Source organism: Kitasatospora sp. NBC_01287 (genome assembly GCF_026340565.1).
Classification (GTDB): domain Bacteria; phylum Actinomycetota; class Actinomycetes; order Streptomycetales; family Streptomycetaceae; genus Kitasatospora.
Window position 1 is genome coordinate 2,391,492 of record NZ_JAPEPB010000001.1, and the last position, 23,555, is coordinate 2,415,046.

Here is a 23,555-nt window from a genome sequence, read left to right on the forward strand (position 1 = left end):
AAGGACCGCAGTGAACCCGACCCTTGCAAGCAGCCAACAACCCTCCCCCGCGCCGCAGTTGCCCAGCACCCTGCGCCGCCTGTGCTGGATCTTCCCCGACCGGGAGTCGACCCGGGCGACCGCGTTCTGGCAGGACTTCTTCTGGGACCTCTACGCCGAGGTGGCCAAGGACCTGGGGCTGAGCTGGACCCGCCACTCCCCCGACGCGGTGACGGTGGACGCCACCGTGCCCGGCGCGCCGCGGGTCTACGTGGACGAGGAGCTGGTCACCCCGCAGGACACGCTCTTCATCACCGCGCTCTACTCGCTGCCGTACCAGTCGATGGACATCTTCAACCAGTACGCGCTCTACGCGGTGCTCGAACAGGCCGGCTTCTACCTGCCGTTCCCGCCGCAGGTGTCGCTCATCGGCAACGACAAGCTGGCCACCCTGCTCTTCTTCGCCGACTCCCCGGTGCCCGCGATCCCGTCGCTGCGGATCGGCACCGGTCGGGACATCGGCCGGCACCTCTACGAGGTGGCACTGGAGAACCTGACCTTCCCGGCCATCGTCAAGCCGGCCGGGTGGTGCGGCGGCGGCGGCATCAACCTGGCCCGCGACTCCGAGGACCTGCGCGGCCTGGCCAGCCTGGCGCAGGGCGGCGACACCACGCTCGTGGTCCAGCCCTACCTGGGTGACGGCACGGTCGACTACCGGGTGTACGTCATCGACGGCAAGCCGTACGCCGTGATCAAGCGGGTGCCGGAGGCCGGCTCGCTGGTGGCCAACGCCAGCCGCGGTGCCACCATGGAGTTCCCGGAGATCCCGGACGAACTGGCCGCGGCCACCGCCTACTTCGCCGAGCGGCTGGCGATCCCGTTCTTCTGCGTCGACTTCCTCTTCGACGGGGAGCGGTTCTGGTTCTCCGAACTGGAGCCGGACGGGGTGATCCTGCCGGACTTCGACGACCCGAACCGCTCGATCCAGCGGGACATCACCCGCGCCCGGTTCACCGCCTACCGGGACGCCCACGCGAGGTGGCTCGCCGAGCGCGCCGACTCCGGCCGCACCGACTCCGGCCGCACCGACTCCGAGCGCGCCGCCGGCGCCCGCGCCACGGGGACGGACGCACGATGACCCAGGAGTTCTCGCTCCCGCCGCAGGACGCCGAGCCGCTGCTGCACGTGGCCCGGCACTCGCTGGAGCAGCTGAAGACGGTGCCCGCGCTGGCACCGCGCTACGCCGGCCACGCCCCGGTGGAGACGCTGGCGGACCTCGCCGCGCTGGCACCGCTGCTGAAGGACGACCTGAACACCGCCCTGGCCCACCTGGAGCCCAAGGCCGAGCACGGCGCCACCTGGCTCTTCCAGAGCGGCGGCAGCACCGGCGCGCCCAAGGTCGGCTACGCGCCCACCGGCTTCTACATGGCCGGTGTGCATGCGCACTGGCAGCCGCTGGACCGCGAGGACGTCTTCGTCAACGCCTGGGGCGCCGGGCGGATGTGGGGCGCGCACTTCCTGGTCGCCGCGCTCGCCGACCTGGCCCGGTGCCAGGTGATCGCGCTGGGCTCGGTCACCAAGGACGAGTACGCCGACTGGCTGGCCTTCTTCGCCGACCGGAGGGTGACGGCGATCGGCGGCACGCCGAGCGTGCTGCGGCTCTGGTTCGCGCACGCGCGGGCCGCCGGGCTGAAGCTGCCGGCGCTGCGCAAGGTGCTCTGGCTCGGCGAGGCCTGGCAGCCCCAACTCGACGAGGACATGGCCGAGGTGGCGCCCGAGGCACGCCGCTGGGGCATGTTCGGCAGCACCGAGACCTGGGTGGTGGGCACCAACACCCCCGACTGCCCGGCCGACACCTTCCACCCGCTGCCCGAGCAACTGGTGCACGTCGGCCCGGACGAGCTGCTGGACTTCACCACGCTCAACCCCGAGATGCTGAACCCGGTGCTGCGCTACCGCACCGGCGACGCGGGCCGGTTGGTCGCCTGCCCGTGCGGGCGTCCCGGCGCCGCGATGCGGGTGCTGGGGCGGCGGGACAGTGTGGTGCAGGTGCGCGGCCTGGGGCTGCACGTGGACGACATCATCGCGCGGGTGAAGCGGGAGCCGGGCGTCTCCCGGGCCCAGGTGGTGATCACCCAGCAGGGCGGCCGGGTCGGCGGCGTGGACGTCCTGCTGCTCACCGACCGGGCCGCCGCGGTGGACCTCGCGCGGCTGCGCAAGGAGGTGCTCTCCGCGACGTTCACGCTCAGCACCGCGTTCCAGCACGACCCGGAGTCGTTCCAGGTGCGCGCGGTCGACCAGTTGGTCAGCAACGACCGCACCGGCAAGACCGCCGACTTCGTGGTGCGGGAGGAGTCGTGAAGCTGCGGCTGCCGCCCTCCCTGGGACGCGGGTTCAGCGTCTTCTGGACCGGCCAGACGGTCAGCATGGTCGGCGACCAGGTCACCGTGTTCGTGGTGCCGACCCTGATGATCTTCGCGCTGCACGCGTCCGCCCTCCAGGTGGGCATCGTCTCGATGGCACAGTACCTGGGCATCCCGCTGCTCGGCCCGGTGGCCGGGGTGCTGGTGGACCGGTGGGACAAGCGCTGGACGATGCTGGCCTGCGACCTGATCCGGCTGGTGGCGGTGCTGGTCATCCCGCTGGCGTACTGGCAGGGCTGGCTCTCCACCCCCCTGCTCTTCGCCTGCGTGGCGGTGACCAGCGGCGCGACGATCTTCTTCAACGTCGGCTACCTGGTGGCCGTGCCGGCCGTCGTGCCGGAGCAGGACCACCTGGTCCGCGCCTACTCCCGCCTGGAGGGCAGCAGTTCGGTCGCCTCGGTGGCCGGCCCCTCGATCGCGGCCGGCCTCTACGGCGTGCTGGGCGTGGCCGCCCTGGTGGTGGACGCGGCCAGCTACCTCGTCTCGGCCCTCTGCTTCCGCTCCATGCGGCCCTGGGGCGAGCGGACCGTCGTGCCGGGCTCGGTGCGGGAGCGGCTGACCCTGGGCTTCCGGCTCAACTGGGCCGACCCGGTGCTGCGCCGGGTGGTCATCGCCGCGGTGACGCTCAACAGCGGCGGCCCGATCTTCGTCACCGTGCTGCCGATCCTCGGCTACCGGGGTCTTCACCTGTCGGTCGCCACCTACGGCGCGGCCATGTCGGTGGCGGCGGTCGGCGCGCTGATCGGCGCCGTGGTGGCCCCCAAGGTCAGCGAACGGCTCGGCCTGGGGCGGACGTTCGCCTGGGCGCTGCTGCTGCACTGCCTGGTCGGCCTCGGTGTCTTCGCCGCGCCGGCGCTGCCGGCCGGCGCGGTGATCGCCGTGACGATGGGCTGCTACGGCTTCTTCATGTCCTTCATCAACGTCTGCAGCGCGCCCACCCGCCAGGCCCGGATGTCCGCCGAGAACCAGGGCGTGATGCACGCGGCCTACCGGACCCTGACCTGGGGCGTGATCCCGCTGGCCGCGCTGGTCGGCGGCGTGGCCGTCACCCTGCTGACCGGCTCACTGGGGATCCTCGACGCGGCGCGGGCGGTGATGGCCGGCGGCACCCTGCTGGCGGCGCTCTCCTTCGTGTCGGCGGTGCGGATCCAGCCGCTGCTGGACGCGGCGACCCGGGTGTCCGCCCAGCAGGCGGACGCCGAAGCCGAGTTGGCGGACAGCGCGTCATGACGGAGCATCAGTTCGAGCATCGCGGCGACGCGCCGGACAAGGTCCTGCTGATCACCGGAACCTCCTCCGGCATCGGGCTGGCCACCGCCGTGGCCGCCGCGCGGGCCGGGTTCACCACCGTGGCCACCATGCGGGACCCGGACCGGGCCCAGGCACTGCGGACGGCGGCGGCCGACGCCGGGGTCGCGGTGGACGTGCGCCCCCTGGACGTCACCGACGCCGACTCGGTGGCGGCCTGCCTGGCCGCCGTCGCCCGCGACCACGGGCGCCTGGACGCGCTGGTCAACAACGCCGGCATCTCCAACTTCGACCCCACCATGGAGATGTCGACGATGGCGGCGCTGCGGGCCAACCTGGAGGTGAACTTCTTCGGCGTCATCGAGGTGAGCCGGGCCGCGATGCCGCTGCTGCGGGCGGTGGGCGGGCGGCTGGTCACCATCGGCAGCGTGCACGGGATCGTCGGCCAGCCCTTCAACGAGGCCTACTGCGCGGCGAAGTTCGCGATCGAGGGCTTCATGGAGAGCCTGGCGCCGGTGGCCGAGGCGCACGGCGTCAAGGTCTCCGTGGTGGTGCCGGGCTTCGTCTCCGACACCGAGTTCGGCGTCTTCCCCGACATCAACCGCAAGACCATCCAGGCCGACTCCGGCCCCTACGCGCCCACCTTCGCCGACTACATCGCCTGGATCGGCAGCCAGGGCTGGGAAGGGGCCGGGCAGTTGGCGCACCAGGTGGCCGACGTCGTGGTGCGGACCCTGCGCGCCGACCGCCCGGCCTTCCGGGTCCCGTCCGGCCCGTGGGCGGCCGAGTACCTGGACCAGAAGCTGGCCGACCGGGACGGCGCGACGGTGCAGACCCTCGCCCGCACCTGGATCGGGCGGCCGGCCATCCCTTCCCACCTCAGCGAGTAGGAGCAGCAGTGCCCTCGAAATCCCTGCAGGACCTGGTCGACTTCGCCCGGACCCGCTCCCCGTTCTACGCGGCGGCCTACCGCGACGTCCCCAAGACGGTCTCGCACCTCACCGAGCTGCCGATCCTCGACCACACCGCGTTCTGGGCCGCCAACACCTGGACGGACAACCAGGTGCTGACCGGGCCGCTGACCGACGCCGGCGTCTACAAGACCGGCGGCACCAGCGGCATCCCGAAGCTCTCGCCCTGGAGCCGCACCGAACACGCCGACTCGGTGACCGCGTTCGGCGCGGGCATGGCGCTGGCCGGCCTCAAGCCGGGGCACCGGGTGGCCAACCTGTTCCACGCCGGCGAACTCTACGGCGGCTTCCTCTACATCGAGAACGCCCTGCACCACGCGCCGGTGGAGAACGTGCGCCTGTCGATCGGCGCCCTCACCTCGGGCGAGTACGTCGCCGACCTGATCGAATCGCTCGGCATCCACGTGCTGGCGGGCGAGCCGATGAAGCTCAGCTCGGTGGCCGAGGCCGTCATCAAGGGCGGGCAACGGGCCGACTCCGTCGAACTGCTCTTCTTCGCCGGCGACCTGCTCTTCAACGACCTGCGGCCGATCCTGACCCGGGCCTTCCCGAACGCCGCCATCTCCTCGCTCGGCTACGCCTCCAACGACGCCGGCCTGGTCGGCGCGCCGGTGCCCGGCGATGACGTGCGGGTGCACGAGGCCTTCGCGAACCGCGTGCTGGTGGAGATCGTCGACGACGTGACCGGCGAGCCGATCACCGCCGAAGGTGTGCCGGGCCGACTGCTGGTCACCAACCTGTTCCGCACCCTGATGCCGGTCATCCGCTACCCCGCCGGCGACCGCGCCGAGTGGGTGGACGTGGAGCGCGGACGGTTCCGGCTGGTGGGCCGCGCCGACGAGGGCGCCCGGGTCGGCACGGTCGCGATGCCCACCGAGGAGATCCGCGCGGTGCTGCTTGCCCACGACCCGGACCAGTTCATCTCCGGCATCCAGCAGGTGCAGCGCCGCTGGGACGGCCGGGACGGGCTGATCCTGCGCCTGGGCTACATCGACGAACCGCCCGCGGAGCTGGCCGCCCAGTTGGTCGAGGCGGTCTACAAGGCCCGGCCGCTCTACCCGGACGAGGTGGCGGCGGGCGCCGTGCACGACCTCGTCATCGAGTGGGTGCCGCGCTCCGAGCTGGTCACCAATCCGCTGACCGGCAAGCTCCGCCAGGTGCTGGACGAGCGTCCGCCGGCCTGAGAGCCGGTCCAGAGCCCGGTCCAGAGCCCGGTCCAGAGCCGGGCAGGTGGGCGGCCGCCACCGCCCACCTGCCCCCTACCGCACCGCGCGCAGCCGCCTGATGGCCGGCGTGCCGACCAGCGCCGCACCGCAGAGCAGCCCGGCCCCGGTGGCGAGGAGCATCAGCGGCCGCTCCCCGGTCAGCCGGGCCAGCGGGCCGGCCAGTGAACGGCCCAGGGCCATCGGGAGCAGCGAACCGGCCAGGTCGTACGCGGAGATCCGGTTGAGCAGCCCGCCGGGCACCTGGGTCTGCACGGTGGTCGCCCAGATGACGGACCAGAAGGCGAGACCCGCCCCGGCGATGCCCCAGCCGAGGCAGAGCAGCGGGAGGTCCGGGCGCAGCGCGGCGGTGAGCGGGTAGCCGGCGAACAGCACCCAGCCGATGGCGCCGAACGCGAGCGGGCGGCTCAACCGCAGCCGCATCGCCAGCCCGCCACCGACCAGGCCGCCGACACCCATGGCGGCCAGACCGACGCCCAGCGCGGTGGAGCCGTGAGTGGTGAGGACCAGGTCGTTGCCGACCGGCACCGAGAGCCCCACCACGAGGCAGCCGTACACCAGGAAGATCGAGATGACGCCCCAGAGCCAGGCACGGGTGCGGAACTCCTGCCAGCCGTCGACCAGTTGGCGCAGGAAGGACTCGCCGCCCGGTTCGCTCCCCGCTGCCGGCAGCCGCAGTGCGAGCAGGCAGGCCGCGCTGAACCCGTAGGTCGCGGCGTACAGGGCGAAGACGACGGCCGGCCCCGAGACGCTGACCAGGACCCCGGCCAGCGCCGGACCGAGCACCCCGGCCAGCGACTCGGCGATCCGCAGCACGCCGTTGGCCCGCTGCACGTCCCCGGCGACCTGCGGCATCAGGCCGGCCACCCCCGGCTGGAAGAGGGCGGTGGCGAGCCCGGTGGCGAACTGGAGCGCGACGATCTCGCCCAACGCGGGCGTGCCCAGGGCGAAGGCGGCGGCCAGGGCGGCCTGGATGGCCAGGCGCACCAGGTCGGCCAGGACCATCATCCGCCGGGGTGTGAACCGGTCGGCGAGCACCCCGCCGAAGAGCACGCCCAGGGCGACCGCGGCCGTCCAGGCACCGAGCGCGTAGCCGACGCCCGCCGTGCCGTAGCCGCTGCGGAGCACCCCCACCGACAGGGCGACCGGCAGCATCGCGTCGCCGAGCAGGGAGGCCGTGCGGGCACCGAAGTAGCGGCGGAAGTTGGCGGACCACAGGGCCGCCGCGGGGGCGGCGGCTGCTGCCCTGGGCACCGTGAGCTGCGGCAAGGGGTGTCACCTCGTGGATCGGCGTGGGGACCGGTGCGGGCACCGGCCGTTCGACCCGCTCACCGTACGAAGGCGCGCTGCTCGCGCGGCGGTGGCCGGGCCAGAGGCTCCAGGGACCCTCGGCGGCCCGGAAGCCGTCGGTCACACCCACGCTGACCTGCGACGACACCCGTCGGACCGGACCGGCCGGAGGGCGACCGGCAGAAACCGTCACAACTTCCGGGGCAGCTCGGGCTCAGACGCGGGGCCCGAGCGCGGGTGTCAGACGCGGGTCTCAGACGTCAGTGTCAGACCTCGGTGTCAGACCTCGGTGTCAGACCTCGGTGTCAGACCTCGGTGTCAGACCTGAGTGTCAGACACAGGTGCGGATACGCCATCGGCTGAAGAAGTGTGACTGAGCACCGTAGATGGCCACTTTGCAGGGTTGATGGCCACAGTTTTCGCGCTACTTGGCCACCCTTGCTGAGCCGGGACACGATAGTTGGAACCTGGCCATAGGGGCTGGAACCGGAACTCTCCCGGCATCGATCGCTGAGGTGTCTCGTCCGGCAGCCGAGCGATGAGGAGGCGGGCGATCGACAAGCCTCGCCGTCGCCGTGCTGTCCCATCTCGGGCGGTAGAGTACGGAGCCGTGCCGTTTCCCGATGAGCCCAATCAGGTAGCAGTGGTCGAGTATCGACCGGAGTGGCCGGCGGAGTTCGAGCGGTTGGCCGGACAGTTGAGAGCTGCCCTCGGTGACGTCGCAGTCGCTGTCGACCATGTGGGCTCCACCTCGGTGCCGGGCCTACCGGCCAAAGACTGCATCGACGTGCAGGTCCGGATGACGTCGATCGCCGAGACCCGGGACGTCAAACTGCTCGCCGCGATTGGCTTCCGCTGTCGACCTGAACCGTGGAATCACCACGAGGTCTCGGCAGGACAACGGTGCCGCAAGCTCGTTTTCGCACCCCCCATCGGCGCGCGCCGCAGCAATGTCCACCTCCGGGAAAGCGTTGGCCCCAACGCCCGCTTTGCCCTGCTGTTCCGGGACTATCTACGCGCAGACGAGACCGCTCGCGAGGGCTGGGGCGCGTTCAAGCGAAGGCTGGCGCTGAGCGTTCCGGACCTCTTGGAAAATGGGCAGATCAAGGCCCCCGCTACCCAGGTTCTGATGGCTGGGGCCGAACGGTGGGCCGCCGAGACGGGTTGGCAGGTCCGGCTCCAACAAGAATGACAACTGACCGTTGGTTCCAGGAAGCCTGGCAAACCAGTTCCAACAAGCGTGTCACGTATGCCCAGGACAGCCTGGTCACCACGTCTCTCCGGTTCCAACTACCGTGTCACGGCTCACTTGCTGAGCCTGGGCACGCTGGTCGGAGCAGGGACAAGCATGTTGGCCCGGGAAGTGAAGCGGACGCGGCCGCCCAGTCGGCTGCCGCGCCCAACAGCTGCCTTGTCGGTACCACGCCGTACGATCCCTCGCGTTAGGCCGGACGGAGATCGCGAGGGACTCGCGGCCATGGGGGGCGGGTGTGGAAGGTCCCCGGCATCCCGCTCGGGACTGGAATGGGCCATGTCCCCGCCCCCCACATACGGCACCCAACCGGCTCTGGTGTCAGTGGATCGCCGCAGGAACCCCGGTCATTCGCTGCTGCCGGGGCCGCTGCGGTGCCCCTCGGCGAAGCCGCCGGCTGGCCAAGTAGCGCGAAAACTCTGGCCATCTACGGCGCACAGTCACAAGAAGGCCGCGCCGCGAGGAATGCTCAGATCCTGTGGATCGGCTCGGGAGGGCGTACCTTCCCGGGTGATTGATCGATAGGTCACTGAGCAAGGCCGACGTTACAGCGTCGGTCGGGAAGGCACGCACTGTGCTCACCGTAGTCAACGATGACGGCACTGCGCGAGAAGGCTCCCTGCTGGACGAGATCGTCCGGGAGGGCGCAAGGCGGATGCTGGCCGCCGCTCTGGAAGCAGAAGTCAACACCTATATAGCCGAGTTGGCACACGAGCGGGACGAGGTGGGGCGGCGCCTGGTGGTCCGCAATGGCTACCACCAGCCCAGGAAGGTCACCACCGCCGCCGGCGCGATCGAGGTGAAGGCTCCGCGGGTGAACGACAAGCGTGTCGACGAGACCACCGGCGAACGTAAGCGGTTCTCCTCGGCGATCCTGCCGCCCTGGTGCCGCAAGTCCCCGAAGATCGCCGAGGTGCTGCCGCTGCTCTACCTGCACGGCCTGTCCTCCGGGGACTTCGTGCCCGCGCTGGAGCAGTTCCTCGGCTCTTCCGCCGGGCTCTCGTCGGCCACCGTCACCCGCCTGACAACCCAGTGGCAGGCCGACCACGCCGCCTTCCAGGAGCGCGACCTGTCCACCACTGACTACGTCTACGTCTGGGTCGACGGCATCCACCTGCGCATACGCCTGGACGAAGCCAAGGCCGCCGTCCTGGTCGTCATTGGCGTGCGTGCGGACGGCACCAAAGAACTGGTAGCCATGGCCGACGGCTACCGGGAATCGTCCGAGTCGTGGGCTGGGCTGCTGCGGGACTGCGCGAGACGGGGCATGCGCGCCCCGGTCCTCGCGGTCGGCGATGGCGCACTCGGGTTCTGGAAGGCCCTGCGTGAGGTCTTCCCCACCGCCCGCGAACAAAGGTGCTGGGTTCACAAAACGGCCAACGTCCTGGACGCCATGCCGAAGTCGGCCCAGCCCGCGGCGAAGAAGGCGATCCAGGACATCTACAACGCCGAGGACCGCGAGCACGCCGAGCGGGCCATTCAGACCTTCGCCAAGCTCTACAGCGCGAAGTTTCCCAAGGCCGTCAAGAAGATCACCGACGATCAGGACGCCTTGCTGGAGTTCTTCGACTACCCGGCCGAGCACTGGATCCACCTGCGGACCACCAACCCGATCGAGTCGACCTTCGCCACCGTCCGGCTCCGCACCAAAGTAACCAAGGGCGCTGGCTCCCGCGCCGCTGGCCTGGCGATGGTGTTCAAGCTCGTCGAGTCCGCCCAGGCCCGCTGGCGGGCCGTCAACGGAGCCCACCTCGTCCCGCTCGTCCGCGCCGGGGCCCGCTTCGAACGCGGCCAGCTCATAGAGCGCCCCGAGGCGGTGGCGGCATAACCGGAGCCCTTGCTGTTCTGGCTAACGGGCTGCCCGACGTGCGGAACCTGGGCCCGCACCCTGTCCCGGCACCTGGGCCTACCGCTAATCAGCAAGATTATTGGTCGCCTGATGGATGCGGCCCACCCGTTTCTTGCCCTTACAGGTTCTTACGCATGGACATCGACGACACTTCGTAGCCGCTGCGGCGATACATTGCGATGGCCGCCTCGTTGCCTCCGACGACATTCAAGGCAAGCGCTGTCTTGCCCTCGCGAGCGACGAGCTCCTCGGCGGCTGCGAGGATGGCGGATCCGTATCCACAGCGTCGGAACGGCTCGAAAACGTTGATGTCGTACAGCCACGCGGAGCTAGCGGTGCCCGACGCTTGGCCCGGATCCGGACCGATCCACGCGTTCCCCACCACCTCGCCTGATCCGTTCTCCGCCATCACGAGCTGATGACCGGCTGTGTCGGGGCCGTCAGGGAGGAACTTGGCCGTGCCGTGCCTGACCCGTTCTCGCGCCAGCTCTTCCGGCATGAACTTGCTGAGCACACGAGCCGCCTCGGCTTCACGATGCTCAGTCGCCGCGTGATACTCCGCCGGCGTCATCTTCCGCAAGGTCACCTGCTGCGCATCCATGCCATCATCTTCAACCGGTCACTTGCAACAGCGCTACCGGTTTCCAAGCCCGATGGCCCTCGCCGTCACCACCACGCTCAGCCACAACGCCAACGACTCGACCCACAGGTTTTGACAATTGCTCGCCGCCGCGGGGGTGGCGGTACGGACGCCCGGGGACCCGTTCACCCTGGCGCGCGTGCCCCCGGTGGCAACCTGCCCCCAGCCGACCCCCGTTGCGGACGACTGCACGGCCTCACACGCCCAACTCAGCCTAATGATCCGCCGCTTGAACGATGCGGACATGGCCGCATGCACCCAGGAGCGGTTCGGGGACTGCCTCACCCGGTCCGGACGCGGGCTCCAGCCACCCTGAATCAGGAACAACTCGACATCGCCGCATGACCATTCGGGATCTTCTCGCCCAAGGAGAAACACGCCCTATCGGCTACGCCCCGCCCTGTGGAAAGATCGCCTGATGCTAAGAGCGTTGTGGTGAACCGCTCTGTAGCTCGATGAGCTGCGGTTTCCTCAGCACGGTGGTGTGTGGATGGCTTCTTCAGGGCAGCCAGCTGACGGTTGGTTGGGTCGGTGGTGGAGGTGTCGTTCGTGCCGTCGGTGATTGCGTTGCTGGAGCGTCGTGAGGCGCGGGCCCGGGAAGAGTTGGATGCCTGGCAGGAGCTGCTGCGCGAGGCCCAGGAGCAGGTGGCTGTCCATCAGGAGCGGTTGGAGTGTGCGCGGATCGGCCGGGAGGAGGTGCTGCGTGCGCTGGCGGAGGAGGCCGAGGCCGTGATGGTGCAGCCGCTGACTGCGGTGACGCCCACCGCTCGCGCGCTGGCGCCGGTGACGGCACCGCAAGTGCCGCCGCAGCCGCCGCACGAGGCGGGGGACGGCGTGCCGGAGCCGGCAGTGCCCGCGGTGCCTTCGGTCCTGCGGACGGGTTACGATCCGCGGCCGCCTGCGTGGCAGCCGGGCCTGGGCGTGGAGGTGCTGGCCGGGGCCTATCGGCAGGTCTTCGATGTGGTCGCGGGTGCGGGTGCCCCGGTGGCGGTCAAGGCGTTGACTGTCGCGCTGGGGCGGGACGCAGAGCGGCTGAAGGAGATCGAGAAGGTCCGTCACCGGGCCTATGCGCTGCAGGCCAGGGGCTGGCTGGGGCGGGTGCCGGGCGGGTTGTTCATCCCCGCGCCGGGCCCGGCGCGGGGAGCCGGTGCGGGCGGAACTCGGGCCAGTGCAGGCGCTGGCGGGCCATCCGCCGGCCGAGGGTGATCGAGGCGGCCCACCACACCATCTGCACGTGGTGGTCGTCGCGGCGCTCGTGGTCGCGGTTCAGGCGCCGCGAGCGCGAGAGCCAGCCGAGCGTGCGCTCCACCACCCACCTGCGCGCCAGTACCCTGAACCCCTTGGTTCCGTCGGTGCGCTTGACCACCTCCACTCTCACCCCGTGCGCGGCGAAGGCGTCGGCCAGTTCCTGGCCCTGGTAGGCGGAGTCCGTCCACACGAGTTCGAGCAGCCGTCCGGGCTCGGCCATGAATGCCTCGAGCAACTCCGGGGCGGCCTTGGAGTCGTGCACGTTGGCCGCGGTGACGGTGACCTCCAGCAGCAGTCCGCCGGTGTCGGTCAGGACGTGGCGCTTGCGCCCGTCGCGCAGCTTGCCGCCGTCGAAGCCGCGTGAGGTGGCCGGACAGGTCTCCGAGCCGTCCACGGACTGAGAGTCGATGATGCCCGCGCTCGGCTCCGTCGCCTTGCCCTGCTTCTTGCGCTCGGTGCGGCGCAAGCGCTGGTAGAGCTCGCGGATGTAGCCGTGGCGGCGCCAGCGGCGGAAGAAGTCGTACACCGCCCGCCAGAAGGGGTAGTCCGCAGGCAGATTGCGCCACTTGACGCCATTGTCGACCAGATAGCGCACCGCGTCGATCACCCCCCGGTGGCAGTGCGCCTCAGGGCGTCCGCCCTTCCCCTCCAGCCAGGCGGGCATCGGCATCGCGCCGCGGATCACCGCCCATTCGGCGTCCGTCATGTCGCTGTCGTAGCGCGGCGCGCGGTGCCCCTCCCCGATCGCCCCGTACAGGTGCACGTAGCAGTCACACCCCGGAGTGAGCGCAGTGGACTCGCCGGCACCGGGAGTGCTGAACTGGTTGGGCAACGGGCCTCCTCGGGCGAAAGCGGTCTCGACAACCAGCTCTCTACCAAGGGGCCCGTTGCTTCACGCCCAAGCGGTCACGGGCACCTGCGTGCGAACGCTCACCCTCCCCACCTGCAAACCTCGAACGCCGCACGGTTCACCACAACGCTCTAAAGCTCTTGGGTTTCATCATCGACTGCCCCGACCCGATGAAGCTGGCAGCCTTCTACTCCGAAGTAACGGGCCGCGCCATCATGGAGGGCAGTCACGACAACTGGGCCGGCATCACCTTCGGCGAGGTCGACCTGGCCTTCCAGCGGGTGGAGGACTACCGCCCTCCCAGCTGGCCCGACGACGAACACCCCAAGCAGTACCACCTCGACTTCGAAGTGGACGAAATCGAGCCCGAACAGCGCCGCGTCGTCCAGCTCGGCGCGACACTGCAGAATGACTTCATCGGACCCGAGGACTACGGCTGGCAGGTCTACACCGACCCGGTCGGGCATCCCTTCTGCCTGTGCCGCCACAAAGGGGTCACGTGGACCGACAACGGGGTGGTGTGGCCCTGAGAGCGTTCGACTCCATGGTGGGTGCCGTTGCCCAGCACGCGGATCCCGCGTCTTAGGGCGCCCGCCAGTAGGCGCTGTGCTGGGGAGGCCATAGCGGTGCGGGCACGGTTCGCCCGATCATGGAGTTCTCTACGCTTCATGATCACCAGGGGATCCGCGCCTGCCGTCCTATCATGCATTCTCGACCCGATCCGCGACCGGTTCCTCGCCCTGCCGCCCGTCCGTGAGGACCGTCATCCGTGGGGCTGCCACAACCCGCGTATCAGCGACGCCGTGGTCTTCGACCGGTTGGTGCAGGTCCTGGTCCTCGGCTGCGGATACGAGCGCGCGGCTGACAAGGACTGCTCCGCCACCACGCTGCGGCGCCGCCGTGACGAGTGGATCGCCGCAGGGGTGACGGAGACGCTGAGGCTGCTCGTTCTCGCAGCCTGCGACCGCATGATCGGCCTCGAACTCGACCAGCTGTCCGCCGACGGCTGCATCGCCAAGGCGCCCTCCGGCGGCGAGTGCGCGGGCAAGAGCCCCGTCGACCGGGCCAAACGAAGTATCAAGCGTTCACAGTTGGCTGATGGCCAGGGAATCCCTCTGGTCACCTATCCCGCACCGGCCAACACCCGCGACCACACTCTGCTGCCCGCCACCCTCGACCGCTTCGCCGACCCTCAAGCATCCCTGGGGCCGCTACCCGCTAGCCCGCGGCTGAGCCTGGACGCCGGATACGACTACGGCATGGTCCACCAGGACCTGCCAGCGAGAGGGATCACCGGGCAGATCGCCAGGCGCGGCGCGAAGACTTCCATCTACCGCTGGGATACCCGCCCTCGAAGCCCCCGCATCCGATGACCTGCTGGTGGACACCCCGCCCTGCTAGAATGTTGGTCATCACGTGAGCCTTCTCGGTGCGGATTCCGATCCACCAGGGAGGCTTTTTTCATGCCCGGGGTCCGCCTGCCTCGGCACTGGTGGACCCACTTCGAGGTCCTCGCCCTGCCGAGCGTCCTGAACACGCCGCGCTCCACCCATCGGTTCTTTGTTCCCAGCCGCAAGAGGAGATCCATGTCATGAGCCCACGGACGAACACCGCGCCTGCCACGGGTACTTGGCAACTTGGTGACCAGACCGTCAACCGCGTCGGCTTCGGCGCGATGCGCTTGACGGGCACCGCGCCCTTCGACCGCGGCGTGCCGCGTGACCGCGATCGGTCGATCAGCGTGCTTCGGCGGGCGATCGAGCTCGGCGTGAACCACATCGATACCGCCGCGTTCTACTTCTCGGCGACTCGCTCCGCCAACGAGCTGATCAACCGAGCGCTGGCGCCATACCCGGAGGATCTGGTCATCACCACCAAGGTCTGGCCGGGCCGCGATCCCTCGGGCGCTTGGTGGTGGGCCGCGCCGACTCAGTTGCGCGGCCAGGTCGAGGAGAACCTGCGCCAACTCGGTCGCGATCACCTGGACGTGGTGAACCTGCGCGTGCCACCGAGCCGGCGGACCGGCTCGATCGGCGAGCACTTCGGCGCGTTGGCCGAACTGCGCGATGCCGGGCTCATCCGCCACCTCGGCATCTCCAACGTCACGTCCGAGCAACTGGCCGAGGCCCGAGCCATCGCCCCGGTCGTCTGCGTGCAGAACCCCTACGGGATCGGTGCGTCGAGCGAGGACCAGGCACTCCTGGCGCTCTGCGGTGAACTCGGCCTCGCCTACGTCCCGTTCTTCGCGATCGCCGGTCCCGGGCGCGAGGGGGGTCCGGCTGCCGGCGACCGCGAGGCGGTGCGCGCCGTCGCCCGCGCGCACGGTGTGTCCGTCGCGCAGGTCCGGCTGGCCTGGACCTTGCAGCAGGGGCCGCATGTGCTGGCGATCCCGGGGACCGGTGATCCGGACCACCTCGCGCAGAACGTGGCGTCCGGCGCGCTGCGGCTTTCGGAAGACGAGATGGCACGCCTCACCTCACTGCGGCCGGCCGGAGCATAGCGGAACCGCTGCCGGCGGAAATCCATTCCACCGGCCACCGCACGCACCGAGAGGGTTCGTCAGCGCCCTACTGGCGAACCCTCTCGGTGGTCGGCTCCGGAAGGTTTAGGGATTGACTTCGGAGTTGGTTCCCCAGTGGCAACGAGTCCTGAGCGGTCGCCACCGTGTTTGAGGCGGCAGCCTCGTGAGAGGAAGATCGACCGCGCAGAATCAGAGTGTCCGCAGCCTGCCGGAAACGGCATCACACGACGATCAGCGCGCCACGGAGCGCGCGATGCGGAATCCCACGTCGTCGACCCGGAAGGTTGGGTGACTGCGGCGCCGTACGGAGGCCCGGCAGCTCCAGTGCTCGTCGAACCAGCCACCGCCACGCAGCACCCGGTAGCTGCCGTAGACCTCGGCGTCGTAGACGTCCCAGCACCACTCCCACACGTTGCCGAGCATGTCGTAAAGGCCCAACGGGTTGGGCTGCTTTCGGCCCACCTCACGGATCCGCTCGTTCGAGTTGCCTCGATACCAGGCGATCTCGTCGAGGGGTCCATAACGCGGTCCAGTCGTACCGGCACGGCAGGCGTGCTCCCACTCAGCTTCGGTCGGCAGCCGGTATCCGTCGGCGGACGCGTCCCATTCGATGCCTTCGCCGTCGGCCTGGAAGTGGTAGGCGGGCGAGAGCCCGTCGCGCTGGGACAGTGCGTTGCAGAACTGGACCGCGTCCCACCAGGAAACGCCGTCGACGGGCAACCGGTCCCCCTGTGCGGCGCTTGGACGTCGGTCGGTGATCTGGGCGTAGAGCGCTTGGGTGATCGGGTACGCCGAGAGCTGGTAGGGCGCGAGCTCAACCACCCAACTGCTTTGTGTCCGCCGGTCCGACAGCATGACCTGCCCCGGCGGGACAGCGACCATCTTGTGCTCAGCACTCGCATCCATGAGGAGACGATCTTACCGGAACCTGCCCTGGACGACCGCGTGGCCAGCCTTCCGTGGGACGCCACCGACTGCGTGATCAAAGGCCGCTGTGGCGCACTGCCCGCGGTGGCGGAGAAACGCACCCGGTGTCAGACACGGGTATCAGACACAGGTGTCAGACACGGGTGTTCGTCACTGCAGCCAGTCGGTGCCCATCTCCCGGCAGATCCGCCGCACCGCACGCCAGTGCCCGAACGCCGCGCCCCGCTCGCCGAGGGCGGCGTGCGCGTGGCCGAGAGCGAGGTGGCCGCGCGCCTCCCCCGGCCGATGGCCGGTCTCGCGCTGCAGGGCGAGCGCCCGGTGCGCCAGGTCCAGGGCGGTACGCGGCCGGCCCAGCCGCACCCGGACGCGGGCGAGCACGGTGAGCGCTCCGGCTTCGAGCATCCGGTACTCCGCCTCGCGGGCCAGCATCAGGGCGCGCTCCGCGGTGGGCAGGGCTCGTCGCGGATCCTCGCCCCGCCCCTGGACCGTCGCGAGCCCGACGAGCGCGGCCACCAGGGGAAAGCGGTCGTCCACCAGTTCGGCGAGCCGCAGCCCCTGCCGGTAGCTCGACTCGGCCTCGGCGAGTTCCTGCGCGTACTCCTGGACGCCGCCGAGGGTGAGGAAGGCGTTGGCCGCCAGCCGCCGGTTCGGCAGCGCCAGCGCGACGGTGAGCGCCGTCCCGGCCAGCCGCCGCGCGGCGTCGTGGTCGCCCAGGTCGGTGTACGCGCCGGCCAGGCAACTCAGCGCCACCGCCTCGCTGACCTGGTTGCCGTTGCGGCGATGGACCGACAGCGCCGGGCCGAGCCCCCGGATCGCCTCCCCGGGACGCCCCAGGGCGCGCTGGACGATCGCCAGGTTGGTCAGCGCGACCGCCCGCGCCCCGGCCTCGGCCGGCTCGCCGAGGAGCCGGGCGGCCTGCGCGAAGTAGTCGGCGGACGTGTGCAGTTGGCCGAGCTTCCAGCAACTCAGTCCCAGGTTCGCCAGATCATCGGCTGCCTGCGCCCCGGTGCAGTCCGCGGTGAGTTCGCGGGCCCTGGCCAGGTGGTCGCGGGCCGGCCCCATCGCGCCGCTCTCCTGGTGCACGCCACCGATGCCCCGCAGCGCCAGCGCCTGCCCGTCGCGCCAGCCGGCCCGGCGCGCCAGGTCCAGCGCGCTCGCGTAGAGCTCCAGGGCCAGCGCGTTGTGCCCCAGCGCCCAGTGGCACGCGGCGCGGCGCGCCTGGGCGGCGGCCTGGGCGCGTGGCTCGCCCTCGGCGACGGCGGCCGCCAGACCGGCGGTCGCGACCCGCAGGCAGTCGGCCGTGTAGCGGCCCGAGGAGAGATAGCCGTGCAGGCTCTCGGCCAGCCGCCGGGCGACGGTGGGCGAGCCGGTCCCGGTCGCCTGCTGAACGGCGCTGACCAAGTTCTCCCGCTCGCTCTCCAGCCACTGCGCGGCCCGGCCCTGGTCCGCGGCGAACGGCGCGGCGTGGGCAGCGTGCGCGGCGTGCGCGGCGTGCGCGGCCTGAGCAGCCGGTGCCGTCGCCGCAGGAGCGGCCGGAGCGGCCGGAGCGGCCGGAGCCGCCGGGACCGAGGGCGGCACCTCCAGGGCCGGCGCGGCCAGCGAGAGCAGGCGGGCCGCCGCTTCGGTGTGGCAGAGGTACCAGTCGAGCAGCCGCTGCCGGGCCGTCACACCATCCGCGCCGTCCACGCCATCCACGCCGGCCACGCCGGCCGCCGGCTCCGCCGCCACCAACTCCCGGGCGTAGGAGCGCAGCAGGTCGTGCAGGGCGAACCGGCCGCCGGCCCGTTCCTGCACCAGATGGGCGTCCGTCAGGCTCCGCAGCAGTCGGGTCGCCGCCGCCGGGGTCACACCCGCCAGGGCCGCCGCGCCGGGTCCGGTGAGGTCCGGGCCGGGCAGCAGGCCCAGCAGCCGGAACATCCGCCGGGCCGCCCCGGGCAGCGCGCGGTAGGAGAGGTCGAACGCGGCCCGGACCGTCGAGCGCTGGTCCCCCTCGACCCGCAGCCGACTGACCAGCTCGTCACCCGCCGACTCGTCACCCGCCGACTCGCCACCCGCCAACTCGGCGCAGTGCTCGGCGATGCTCGCGTCGTCGCGGGTGAGCAGGTTGGCGGCGACGATCCGCAGCGCCAGCGGCAACCCGCCGCAGAGCCGCACGAGTTCGCGGGCCGCCGCCTCCTCGGCCGCGACCCGCTCCTCGCCGAGGGTGCGGCCCAGCAGCTGACGGGCCTCGTCCGGGTCGAGCACGTCGAGGCCCAACTGCCGGGCGCCGTCGCTCGCGACCAGTCCGGCGAGCCGATGGCGGCTGGTGATCAGCACGGCGCACCCCGGGACACCCGGGAGCAGCGGCCGGACCTGCTCGGCGTCGCGCGCGTTGTCCAGCACGATCAGCATCCGCCGGTCGGCGAGCAGCGTGCGGTAGCGGGCGGCGGCCTCGTCCTGGTCCGCGGGCAGCTGATCGGGCGGCGCTCCGAGGGCCCGCAGGAACCGCGCCAGCACGTCGGCGGGGCGCAGCGCCGGGAGCGGGGAGTGGCCGCGCAGGTCCACGAAGAGCTGCCCGTCCGTGAAGTGCTCGCGGCGCGTGTGCGCCCAGTGGGTCACGAGGGCGGTCTTGCCCACCCCGGGCGCGCCGACCAGCGCCAGCACCGGCGGGCGCCGGCCCGGGTCGGCCGCGATGAGCGCGTCCAGCTCACGCAGTTGTCCCCGGCGGCCGACGTAGGCACCGGGCCCGGCCGGCAGTTGGGCGGGGCGGGCGGGGTGCCGCGCGGGGTCCGGGGGCCGCGCGCGGTCCGGCGGGAGTGGGCTCACCGACACGGGGCTCACCAACGCAGGGCCCGTCAACTGCCGCCGGAGCACCCGGAGCTGGGCCTCGCGAACCTCCTCGCCGGGTGCGACGCCCAACTCCTCGTCCAGCCGGGCCCGGAGGCGGCCGAACACGTCCAGCGCCGCGGCCTGCTCGCCGCTGCCGGCCAGGGTGAGGATCAGCCTCGCGTGCAGACCCTCGTGCAGCGGCTCGTCGTGCACCAGGTCGCGCAGCAGCGGGACGGCCTCCTCGAACCGGCGCAGTCGCAGCGCCGTGTCGGCATGGAGCAGGCCCGCCCCGACCCGCCGCCCGTTGGCGGCCACGGCGGCCGGATGCTGCCGCAGCACCGGATCCGCGTCCGCGAGCACCGGCCCCCGCCAGTAGCGCAGCGCGCGCGTCAGCACCTCGTACACCTGGTACGCGAGCGCCGGGTCGTCCTCGCGGTGCACCCGCTCGGCGCGGGTCAGCAGCGTGTCGAAGTGGCCGAGGTCGATGAGGTTCCCGGACGCCTCCAGCAGGTACCCGGTCGGCGTCCGCCCGATTCTCGACCCCCGCCCCTGACCTCCCGTCAGGGTGCCGCTCGGGTCATCGGGCTCCAGCAGCCGCCGGAGCCGGCTGACGTAGGTGTGGACCAGGCTCTGCTGGGAGGCGGGCGGCCCGGCGGGCCAGAGGGTGTCGGCGATCTCCTGCTGGGTGGCGGGCTCGGGGTGCCTGAGCGCCAGCAGCCCGAGCAGGCGCCGCGGCAGCGGACCGGTGACGGGCACCGGGTGCCGGCCCCGCCGCAGCGCGAGCGGACCGAGGATCAGCAGGCCCGGGCCCGGCCGGCCCACCGCGTCGGGTACCCCGGTGCGCACGACGGCCGCCAACTCCCGCACCTCGGGCCCGGTGAGGCCCAGCACCTCGGTCAGCCGTCGCAGGGTGGCCGCCTGGGGCCGCCGGACCCGCCCGCGCTCGATGTCGCGCAGCGCCCTGGTGCTGACCCCGGCCCGCGCCGCGGCCTCCTCCTGACTCAACCCCGCCTGCCGCCGGAGCGCCTGGAGCCTGGGCCCGAACGTGCCCGATCCACCCGCCTCCGCCATGGCATCCCCGCTCATCCGGCTGCCCAGTCTGGACCGGACCAGCGTCATGGGCAAGGAAGTTCCGCGCCGCACCCGCCACCAGGTGCGCGGCGTTTCCGGCATACCGGAAATGACCGACACCATACGGACAGGTGACCAGTACCTTACGCGGGGGCGCCGCTTCCGAGGAATTGCGCTTCCACGGTAAACGGTCCGACCGGCCCGCCGGGTTCAGTCGTGCGCGTCAGTCGCGCGTCAGTCGCGCTTCAGTCGCGCATCAGTCGCGCCTCAGTCGCGCCTCAGTCGCTGTGCGGCTTTCCGGCGAGCATGACGCTCTGTCCGCGGAATTCCGCGACCACCTTCCCCGTGGACTGACGGACCGTCACGTCATAGATTCCGTTGCGCCCGGACCTCGCCCGCTCCACCGCCTCGGCGACCAGCTCGTCATCGACCTCCGCCGGCGCCAGGAAGGTGACCTGGGCGCCCTGCGCGACGGTGACCGGCCCGTAGCTGTTGCAGGCGTAGGAGAAAGCCGCGTCGGCCAGCAGGAACAGGTAGCCGCCGTGCGCGATGCCGTGGCCGTTCACCATGGTGCCGCTCACCCGCATGCGCATCAGCGCCCGCCCGGTGGAGACCTCGTCCAGGGTGATGCCCAGCGACTGACAGGTCAGGTCGCGCGCATAGAGCGCGGCCATCCTGGAATCCCCCGCGGCTGCCGACCCGATATCCGTACTCATGACGTCCTGCTTTCCCCCGGGAATGCCCCGCAACGGCCGGCGATTCTGTGCCTCCGAATTACACCGATCGGCGCAGCCGCATGTCAATGGCCGACCTCAGGCCGCGGCGACCTCCCCGGGCAGTTTCCCGGGCACCTCGCCGGCGACCGCCGGCCGTCCCGCCAGGGCGACCCCGCCCGCCGCCCGCTCGCGGCGCAGCACCGTCGCCAGCGCCACGAAGTACGCCAGGTCGAGCAGGAAGCACGCCGCGTAGCAGTAGGGCAGCAGCCCGCCCTCGTAGCCGGGCCGGGCCGCGTGGTCGAGCGCGAAGGAGACCGAGGCGGCCGCCGTGCCCAGCCACTTGGCCCCGGCGATGCCGAGCGACTGCCCCCTGCTGCCACCGCGCGCGAGGAGCATCGCCAGGAACATCCCGGACATCGCCACGTTGGAGGCGAACGCGGTGAGCGCGCCGCTGCCGCCGTCCAGCACGGTGGAGACCAGGTCCATGCCGGGGTAGGCCAGCGCCAGCAGTACGACGAAGCCCAACCGGAAGGCCCACGGCGGCAACTGGGGGAACTCCCCCGGCCCGTACCGCAACGCGGTGTACACCAGGCCGCAGTCGAAGGCGAACCAGAGGATGTTGATCACCAACTGCGCGCCGGTGTCAGGTCGCACGAAGGAGAACTGGAACTCCCAGGAGATGTTGGTCGCCAGCGCCACGACCGGCATCGCGTAGGTCCGCTGCCGCACCCCCGCCCGGATCGCCAGCACATAGGCGACCGTCCAGGCCACCCCCGTGATCAACGCGAAGACCAGGCTCACGACATGCTCCCCTCGGCACACCCCGCCACTCGGCCACCCGAGCGGCACGCGCAGCAGTGTACGGAGCGGGAGCCCGCCACGGACACGTCACGAACACGTGCGCGACGCCGTGCCCACGCGGTAGTTGGCCGTCCCATCCCGACCACCAGCGGTGCGCCGTGCGCGCTGCGGCCGAGGACCGGACGTTGCGACGCGGCACGACGCGGCGCGCTACAAGACGAATTTCATCCGCGGGGCCGAGGTCAGCGTGAAGCCGAGCTTGTCGTAGAGGCGCTTGCCTTCCGGGGTGGCGCTCAGGTCAACGCGGTCGGCGTCAACGGACCTGGCCCAGCTGAGCACGTCGAGGACGAGCGCCGCCCCATGGCCGTGCCCGCGGTGTTCAGGCAGAGTGATGAGGTTCGCGAGGCGCACGGTGCGCCCCTTCGCGCACTGGGGGTTGGGCACGCCGAGTTCGAGGGTGCCGATCGCCGTGGCGACGATCGCGCCGTCAACCTCGACCACCGGGAAGCGCGCATTGTCCCGATCGTCCACGGAGCGGGCGAACCACTCGGCTGCGCGACCTCTCCACGGCTCCCGCGTGCCTGCGTCGTCGTCGAACAACAGCCCCCAGAGGTGGAGCAGTGCCACGCCGTCGCCTGCGGTCGCGGCACGCAGGCGGCCGTTGTTCGTGATCATCACACCGCCATGCTTGCACGGGCCGCATCTCCGACACAGCCCCAATTCCATGCGCGCTCGACCGGGGCGATCCGGCCGGCTGCCGGTCCACCGACCGTCCCACTTACAGAAAACCTACTTTTCGGAAACTTGATTTTCGATAAACCCGGACGTAGCGTCGAAGCTGCCCCAGCAAACCGCCCGGGCAAACCGCCCAGGCGAACCGTCCAGGCAAGCAGTCCGAGCAAACCGCCCGAGGGAGTCCCGCCATGACGACGACAGCGGCCACCGCACCCACCGGCCGCGGCAAGCTGACGCCGGAGCGGGAGCGGGAACTGCTGCGGATCACGCTCGAACTGGTGGCGGAGGTCGGCTACGACCACGTGACCATGGCCACCGTCGCCAAGCGGGCCAAGTGCAGCACCGCCACGCTCTACCGGCAGTGGGAGAGCAAGCCACGGCTGGTGATCACGGCGTGGAAGGCCTACGACGACGAGCGCCGCAGCACGCTGGCCGAGGTCGACACGGGCACGCTGCGCGGTGACCTGCTGGAGGTCGCGCAGTACCTGGCCGACGAGGACCCCGCGCAGGAGTCCCTGATCTCGGTCGTCCAGGCCGTCGTACGGGACCAGGAGCTCATGCCGCTGCTGCGCGAGATCATGATCCGCCCCGTCCTGGAGGACCTGGACCGGATCCTGCGGCGGGCCGTGGCCCGCGGGGAGGCGGCACCGGACAGCCCCGCGCTGCGGATGGCCGAGCACCTCCTCTACGGCCCCGCGCTGGTCGAGACGATCCTGCACGGCCGGCAGCCCACCAGGGCCTTCCTGACGGGCTTCGTGGACGACATCCTGCTGCCGGTCCTGACCCGGCGCGGCGACGCGCTCTGACCCCTCGGGCCTCCCGGCCCCCGGGCCCGCGCCCCAGACCATCCCCCCGAACACCACCCTGCCGGCCCGCAGGGCGCACCGTCGCGCCCTGCTCCGCGCCCGAGCAGTGCACCGGCACGCGCCGCCCCGGACCGACCAGCCTGGTCGTGGGCCGGACGGCGGCGCACGCCCTGATCCACGCACAACCAACGGAGTCA

The 23,555-nt window shown here is 71.3% G+C and carries 20 protein-coding genes; 12 read left to right on the forward strand and 8 right to left on the reverse strand.

The window, feature by feature from the left end; genetic code table 11:
• Nucleotides 1-10 precede the first annotated feature (10 nt).
• Genes OG455_RS09970 through OG455_RS09990 form a run of 5 tightly spaced genes read left to right on the forward strand, consistent with a single transcriptional unit; the run spans nt 11 to nt 5,805 of the window.
• On the forward strand, nt 11-1,117 hold the full coding sequence (locus OG455_RS09970; RefSeq protein ID WP_266292232.1) for a RimK family alpha-L-glutamate ligase: 1,107 nt from the start codon (nt 11-13) through the stop codon (nt 1,115-1,117).
• A complete protein-coding gene (locus OG455_RS09975; protein WP_266292234.1) occupies nt 1,114-2,340 on the forward strand; it encodes a phenylacetate--CoA ligase family protein in 1,227 nt (408 codons plus the stop codon). Before OG455_RS09970 ends, OG455_RS09975 begins: the two co-directional genes overlap by 4 nt.
• Nucleotides 2,337-3,632, forward strand: a complete 1,296-nt coding sequence (locus OG455_RS09980; protein WP_266292236.1) for an MFS transporter — start codon at nt 2,337-2,339, stop codon at nt 3,630-3,632. Before OG455_RS09975 ends, OG455_RS09980 begins: the two co-directional genes overlap by 4 nt.
• Nucleotides 3,629-4,540 carry an SDR family NAD(P)-dependent oxidoreductase gene (locus OG455_RS09985; RefSeq protein ID WP_266292238.1) on the forward strand — a complete coding sequence of 304 codons (912 nt, stop codon included), beginning with the start codon at nt 3,629-3,631 and terminating at the stop codon, nt 4,538-4,540. Before OG455_RS09980 ends, OG455_RS09985 begins: the two co-directional genes overlap by 4 nt.
• A gap of 8 nt (nt 4,541-4,548) precedes the next feature.
• Complete coding sequence (locus tag OG455_RS09990; RefSeq protein ID WP_266292240.1) at nt 4,549-5,805, forward strand: phenylacetate--CoA ligase family protein; 1,257 nt, start codon at nt 4,549-4,551, stop codon at nt 5,803-5,805.
• Between the two features lie 75 nt (nt 5,806-5,880).
• Here the strand turns inward: OG455_RS09990 and OG455_RS09995 are convergent, their stop codons facing one another.
• Nucleotides 5,881-7,113: an MFS transporter gene (locus OG455_RS09995; protein ID WP_266292242.1), complete on the reverse strand. Its 1,233-nt coding sequence runs from the start codon at nt 7,111-7,113 to the stop codon at nt 5,881-5,883.
• 631 nt (nt 7,114-7,744) lie between these two features.
• Here OG455_RS09995 and OG455_RS10000 point away from each other — a divergent pair.
• Both OG455_RS10000 and OG455_RS10005 read left to right on the forward strand, forming a co-directional pair.
• Nucleotides 7,745-8,326: a GrpB family protein gene (locus tag OG455_RS10000; protein ID WP_266292244.1), complete on the forward strand. Its 582-nt coding sequence runs from the start codon at nt 7,745-7,747 to the stop codon at nt 8,324-8,326.
• Nucleotides 8,327-8,960: 634 nt separating this feature from the next.
• Nucleotides 8,961-10,214 (forward strand): IS256 family transposase, encoded by a 1,254-nt coding sequence (locus OG455_RS10005; RefSeq protein WP_266292246.1) that lies wholly within the window; start codon nt 8,961-8,963, stop codon nt 10,212-10,214.
• 139 nt (nt 10,215-10,353) lie between these two features.
• Here the strand turns inward: OG455_RS10005 and OG455_RS10010 are convergent, their stop codons facing one another.
• Nucleotides 10,354-10,836, reverse strand: a complete 483-nt coding sequence (locus OG455_RS10010) for a GNAT family N-acetyltransferase (protein ID WP_266292248.1) — start codon at nt 10,834-10,836, stop codon at nt 10,354-10,356.
• A gap of 588 nt (nt 10,837-11,424) precedes the next feature.
• Between OG455_RS10010 and OG455_RS10015 the strand changes: the two genes are divergently transcribed.
• Nucleotides 11,425-12,081 carry a hypothetical protein gene (locus tag OG455_RS10015; RefSeq protein ID WP_266290265.1) on the forward strand — a complete coding sequence of 219 codons (657 nt, stop codon included), beginning with the start codon at nt 11,425-11,427 and terminating at the stop codon, nt 12,079-12,081.
• Here the strand turns inward: OG455_RS10015 and OG455_RS10020 are convergent.
• Entirely contained in the window at nt 11,990-12,955 is a 966-nt protein-coding gene (locus OG455_RS10020; protein ID WP_266290267.1) for an IS5 family transposase, read from the reverse strand. The two genes, OG455_RS10015 and OG455_RS10020, sit on opposite strands and share 92 nt — an antisense overlap.
• Before the next feature lie 158 nt (nt 12,956-13,113).
• Between OG455_RS10020 and OG455_RS10025 the strand changes: the two genes are divergently transcribed.
• The 3 genes from OG455_RS10025 to OG455_RS10035 all read left to right on the forward strand — a co-directional run bounded on the left by OG455_RS10025 (nt 13,114) and on the right by OG455_RS10035 (nt 15,473).
• On the forward strand, nt 13,114-13,503 hold the full coding sequence (locus tag OG455_RS10025) for a VOC family protein (RefSeq protein ID WP_266292250.1): 390 nt from the start codon (nt 13,114-13,116) through the stop codon (nt 13,501-13,503).
• A gap of 138 nt (nt 13,504-13,641) precedes the next feature.
• Nucleotides 13,642-14,346 (forward strand): IS5/IS1182 family transposase, encoded by a 705-nt coding sequence (locus OG455_RS10030; RefSeq protein ID WP_266292252.1) that lies wholly within the window; start codon nt 13,642-13,644, stop codon nt 14,344-14,346.
• Nucleotides 14,347-14,564: 218 nt separating this feature from the next.
• Entirely contained in the window at nt 14,565-15,473 is a 909-nt protein-coding gene (locus tag OG455_RS10035) for an aldo/keto reductase (protein WP_266300715.1), read from the forward strand.
• Nucleotides 15,474-15,725: 252 nt separating this feature from the next.
• Here the strand turns inward: OG455_RS10035 and OG455_RS10040 are convergent, their stop codons facing one another.
• The 5 genes from OG455_RS10040 to OG455_RS10060 all read right to left on the reverse strand — a co-directional run bounded on the left by OG455_RS10040 (nt 15,726) and on the right by OG455_RS10060 (nt 22,492).
• The gene (locus tag OG455_RS10040; RefSeq protein WP_266292254.1) at nt 15,726-16,400 is read right to left on the reverse strand and encodes an SUMF1/EgtB/PvdO family nonheme iron enzyme; all 675 of its coding nucleotides are present in this window, start codon (nt 16,398-16,400) and stop codon (nt 15,726-15,728) included.
• 171 nt (nt 16,401-16,571) lie between these two features.
• Nucleotides 16,572-20,315, reverse strand: a complete 3,744-nt coding sequence (locus OG455_RS10045; protein ID WP_266292255.1) for a BTAD domain-containing putative transcriptional regulator — start codon at nt 20,313-20,315, stop codon at nt 16,572-16,574.
• Between the two features lie 263 nt (nt 20,316-20,578).
• Nucleotides 20,579-20,974 carry a hydroxyphenylacetyl-CoA thioesterase PaaI gene (gene paaI, locus OG455_RS10050; RefSeq protein WP_266292256.1) on the reverse strand — a complete coding sequence of 132 codons (396 nt, stop codon included), beginning with the start codon at nt 20,972-20,974 and terminating at the stop codon, nt 20,579-20,581.
• Between the two features lie 138 nt (nt 20,975-21,112).
• Complete coding sequence (locus OG455_RS10055) at nt 21,113-21,817, reverse strand: hypothetical protein (protein ID WP_266292257.1); 705 nt, start codon at nt 21,815-21,817, stop codon at nt 21,113-21,115.
• Between the two features lie 210 nt (nt 21,818-22,027).
• On the reverse strand, nt 22,028-22,492 hold the full coding sequence (locus OG455_RS10060; protein ID WP_266300716.1) for a GNAT family N-acetyltransferase: 465 nt from the start codon (nt 22,490-22,492) through the stop codon (nt 22,028-22,030).
• A gap of 248 nt (nt 22,493-22,740) precedes the next feature.
• On the opposite strand from OG455_RS10060, the gene OG455_RS10065 reads away from it, so the two are divergent.
• Nucleotides 22,741-23,358, forward strand: a complete 618-nt coding sequence (locus OG455_RS10065) for a TetR/AcrR family transcriptional regulator (protein WP_266292259.1) — start codon at nt 22,741-22,743, stop codon at nt 23,356-23,358.
• Nucleotides 23,359-23,555 lie beyond the last annotated feature (197 nt).

Coding starts and splice junctions, on each gene's coding strand:
- OG455_RS10065 (WP_266292259.1), top strand. CDS start 22,741: ATGACGACGACAGCGGCCACCGCACCCACCGGCCGCGGCAAGCTGACG.
- OG455_RS10060 (WP_266300716.1), bottom strand. CDS start 22,492: ATGATCACGAACAACGGCCGCCTGCGTGCCGCGACCGCAGGCGACGGC.
- paaI (WP_266292256.1), bottom strand. CDS start 20,974: ATGGCCGCGCTCTATGCGCGCGACCTGACCTGTCAGTCGCTGGGCATC.
- OG455_RS10030 (WP_266292252.1), top strand. CDS start 13,642: ATGATCACCAGGGGATCCGCGCCTGCCGTCCTATCATGCATTCTCGAC.
- OG455_RS10010 (WP_266292248.1), bottom strand. CDS start 10,836: ATGGATGCGCAGCAGGTGACCTTGCGGAAGATGACGCCGGCGGAGTAT.
- OG455_RS10045 (WP_266292255.1), bottom strand. CDS start 20,315: ATGAGCGGGGATGCCATGGCGGAGGCGGGTGGATCGGGCACGTTCGGG.
- OG455_RS10035 (WP_266300715.1), top strand. CDS start 14,565: ATGAGCCCACGGACGAACACCGCGCCTGCCACGGGTACTTGGCAACTT.
- OG455_RS09975 (WP_266292234.1), top strand. CDS start 1,114: ATGACCCAGGAGTTCTCGCTCCCGCCGCAGGACGCCGAGCCGCTGCTG.
- OG455_RS09985 (WP_266292238.1), top strand. CDS start 3,629: ATGACGGAGCATCAGTTCGAGCATCGCGGCGACGCGCCGGACAAGGTC.
- OG455_RS10040 (WP_266292254.1), bottom strand. CDS start 16,400: ATGGATGCGAGTGCTGAGCACAAGATGGTCGCTGTCCCGCCGGGGCAG.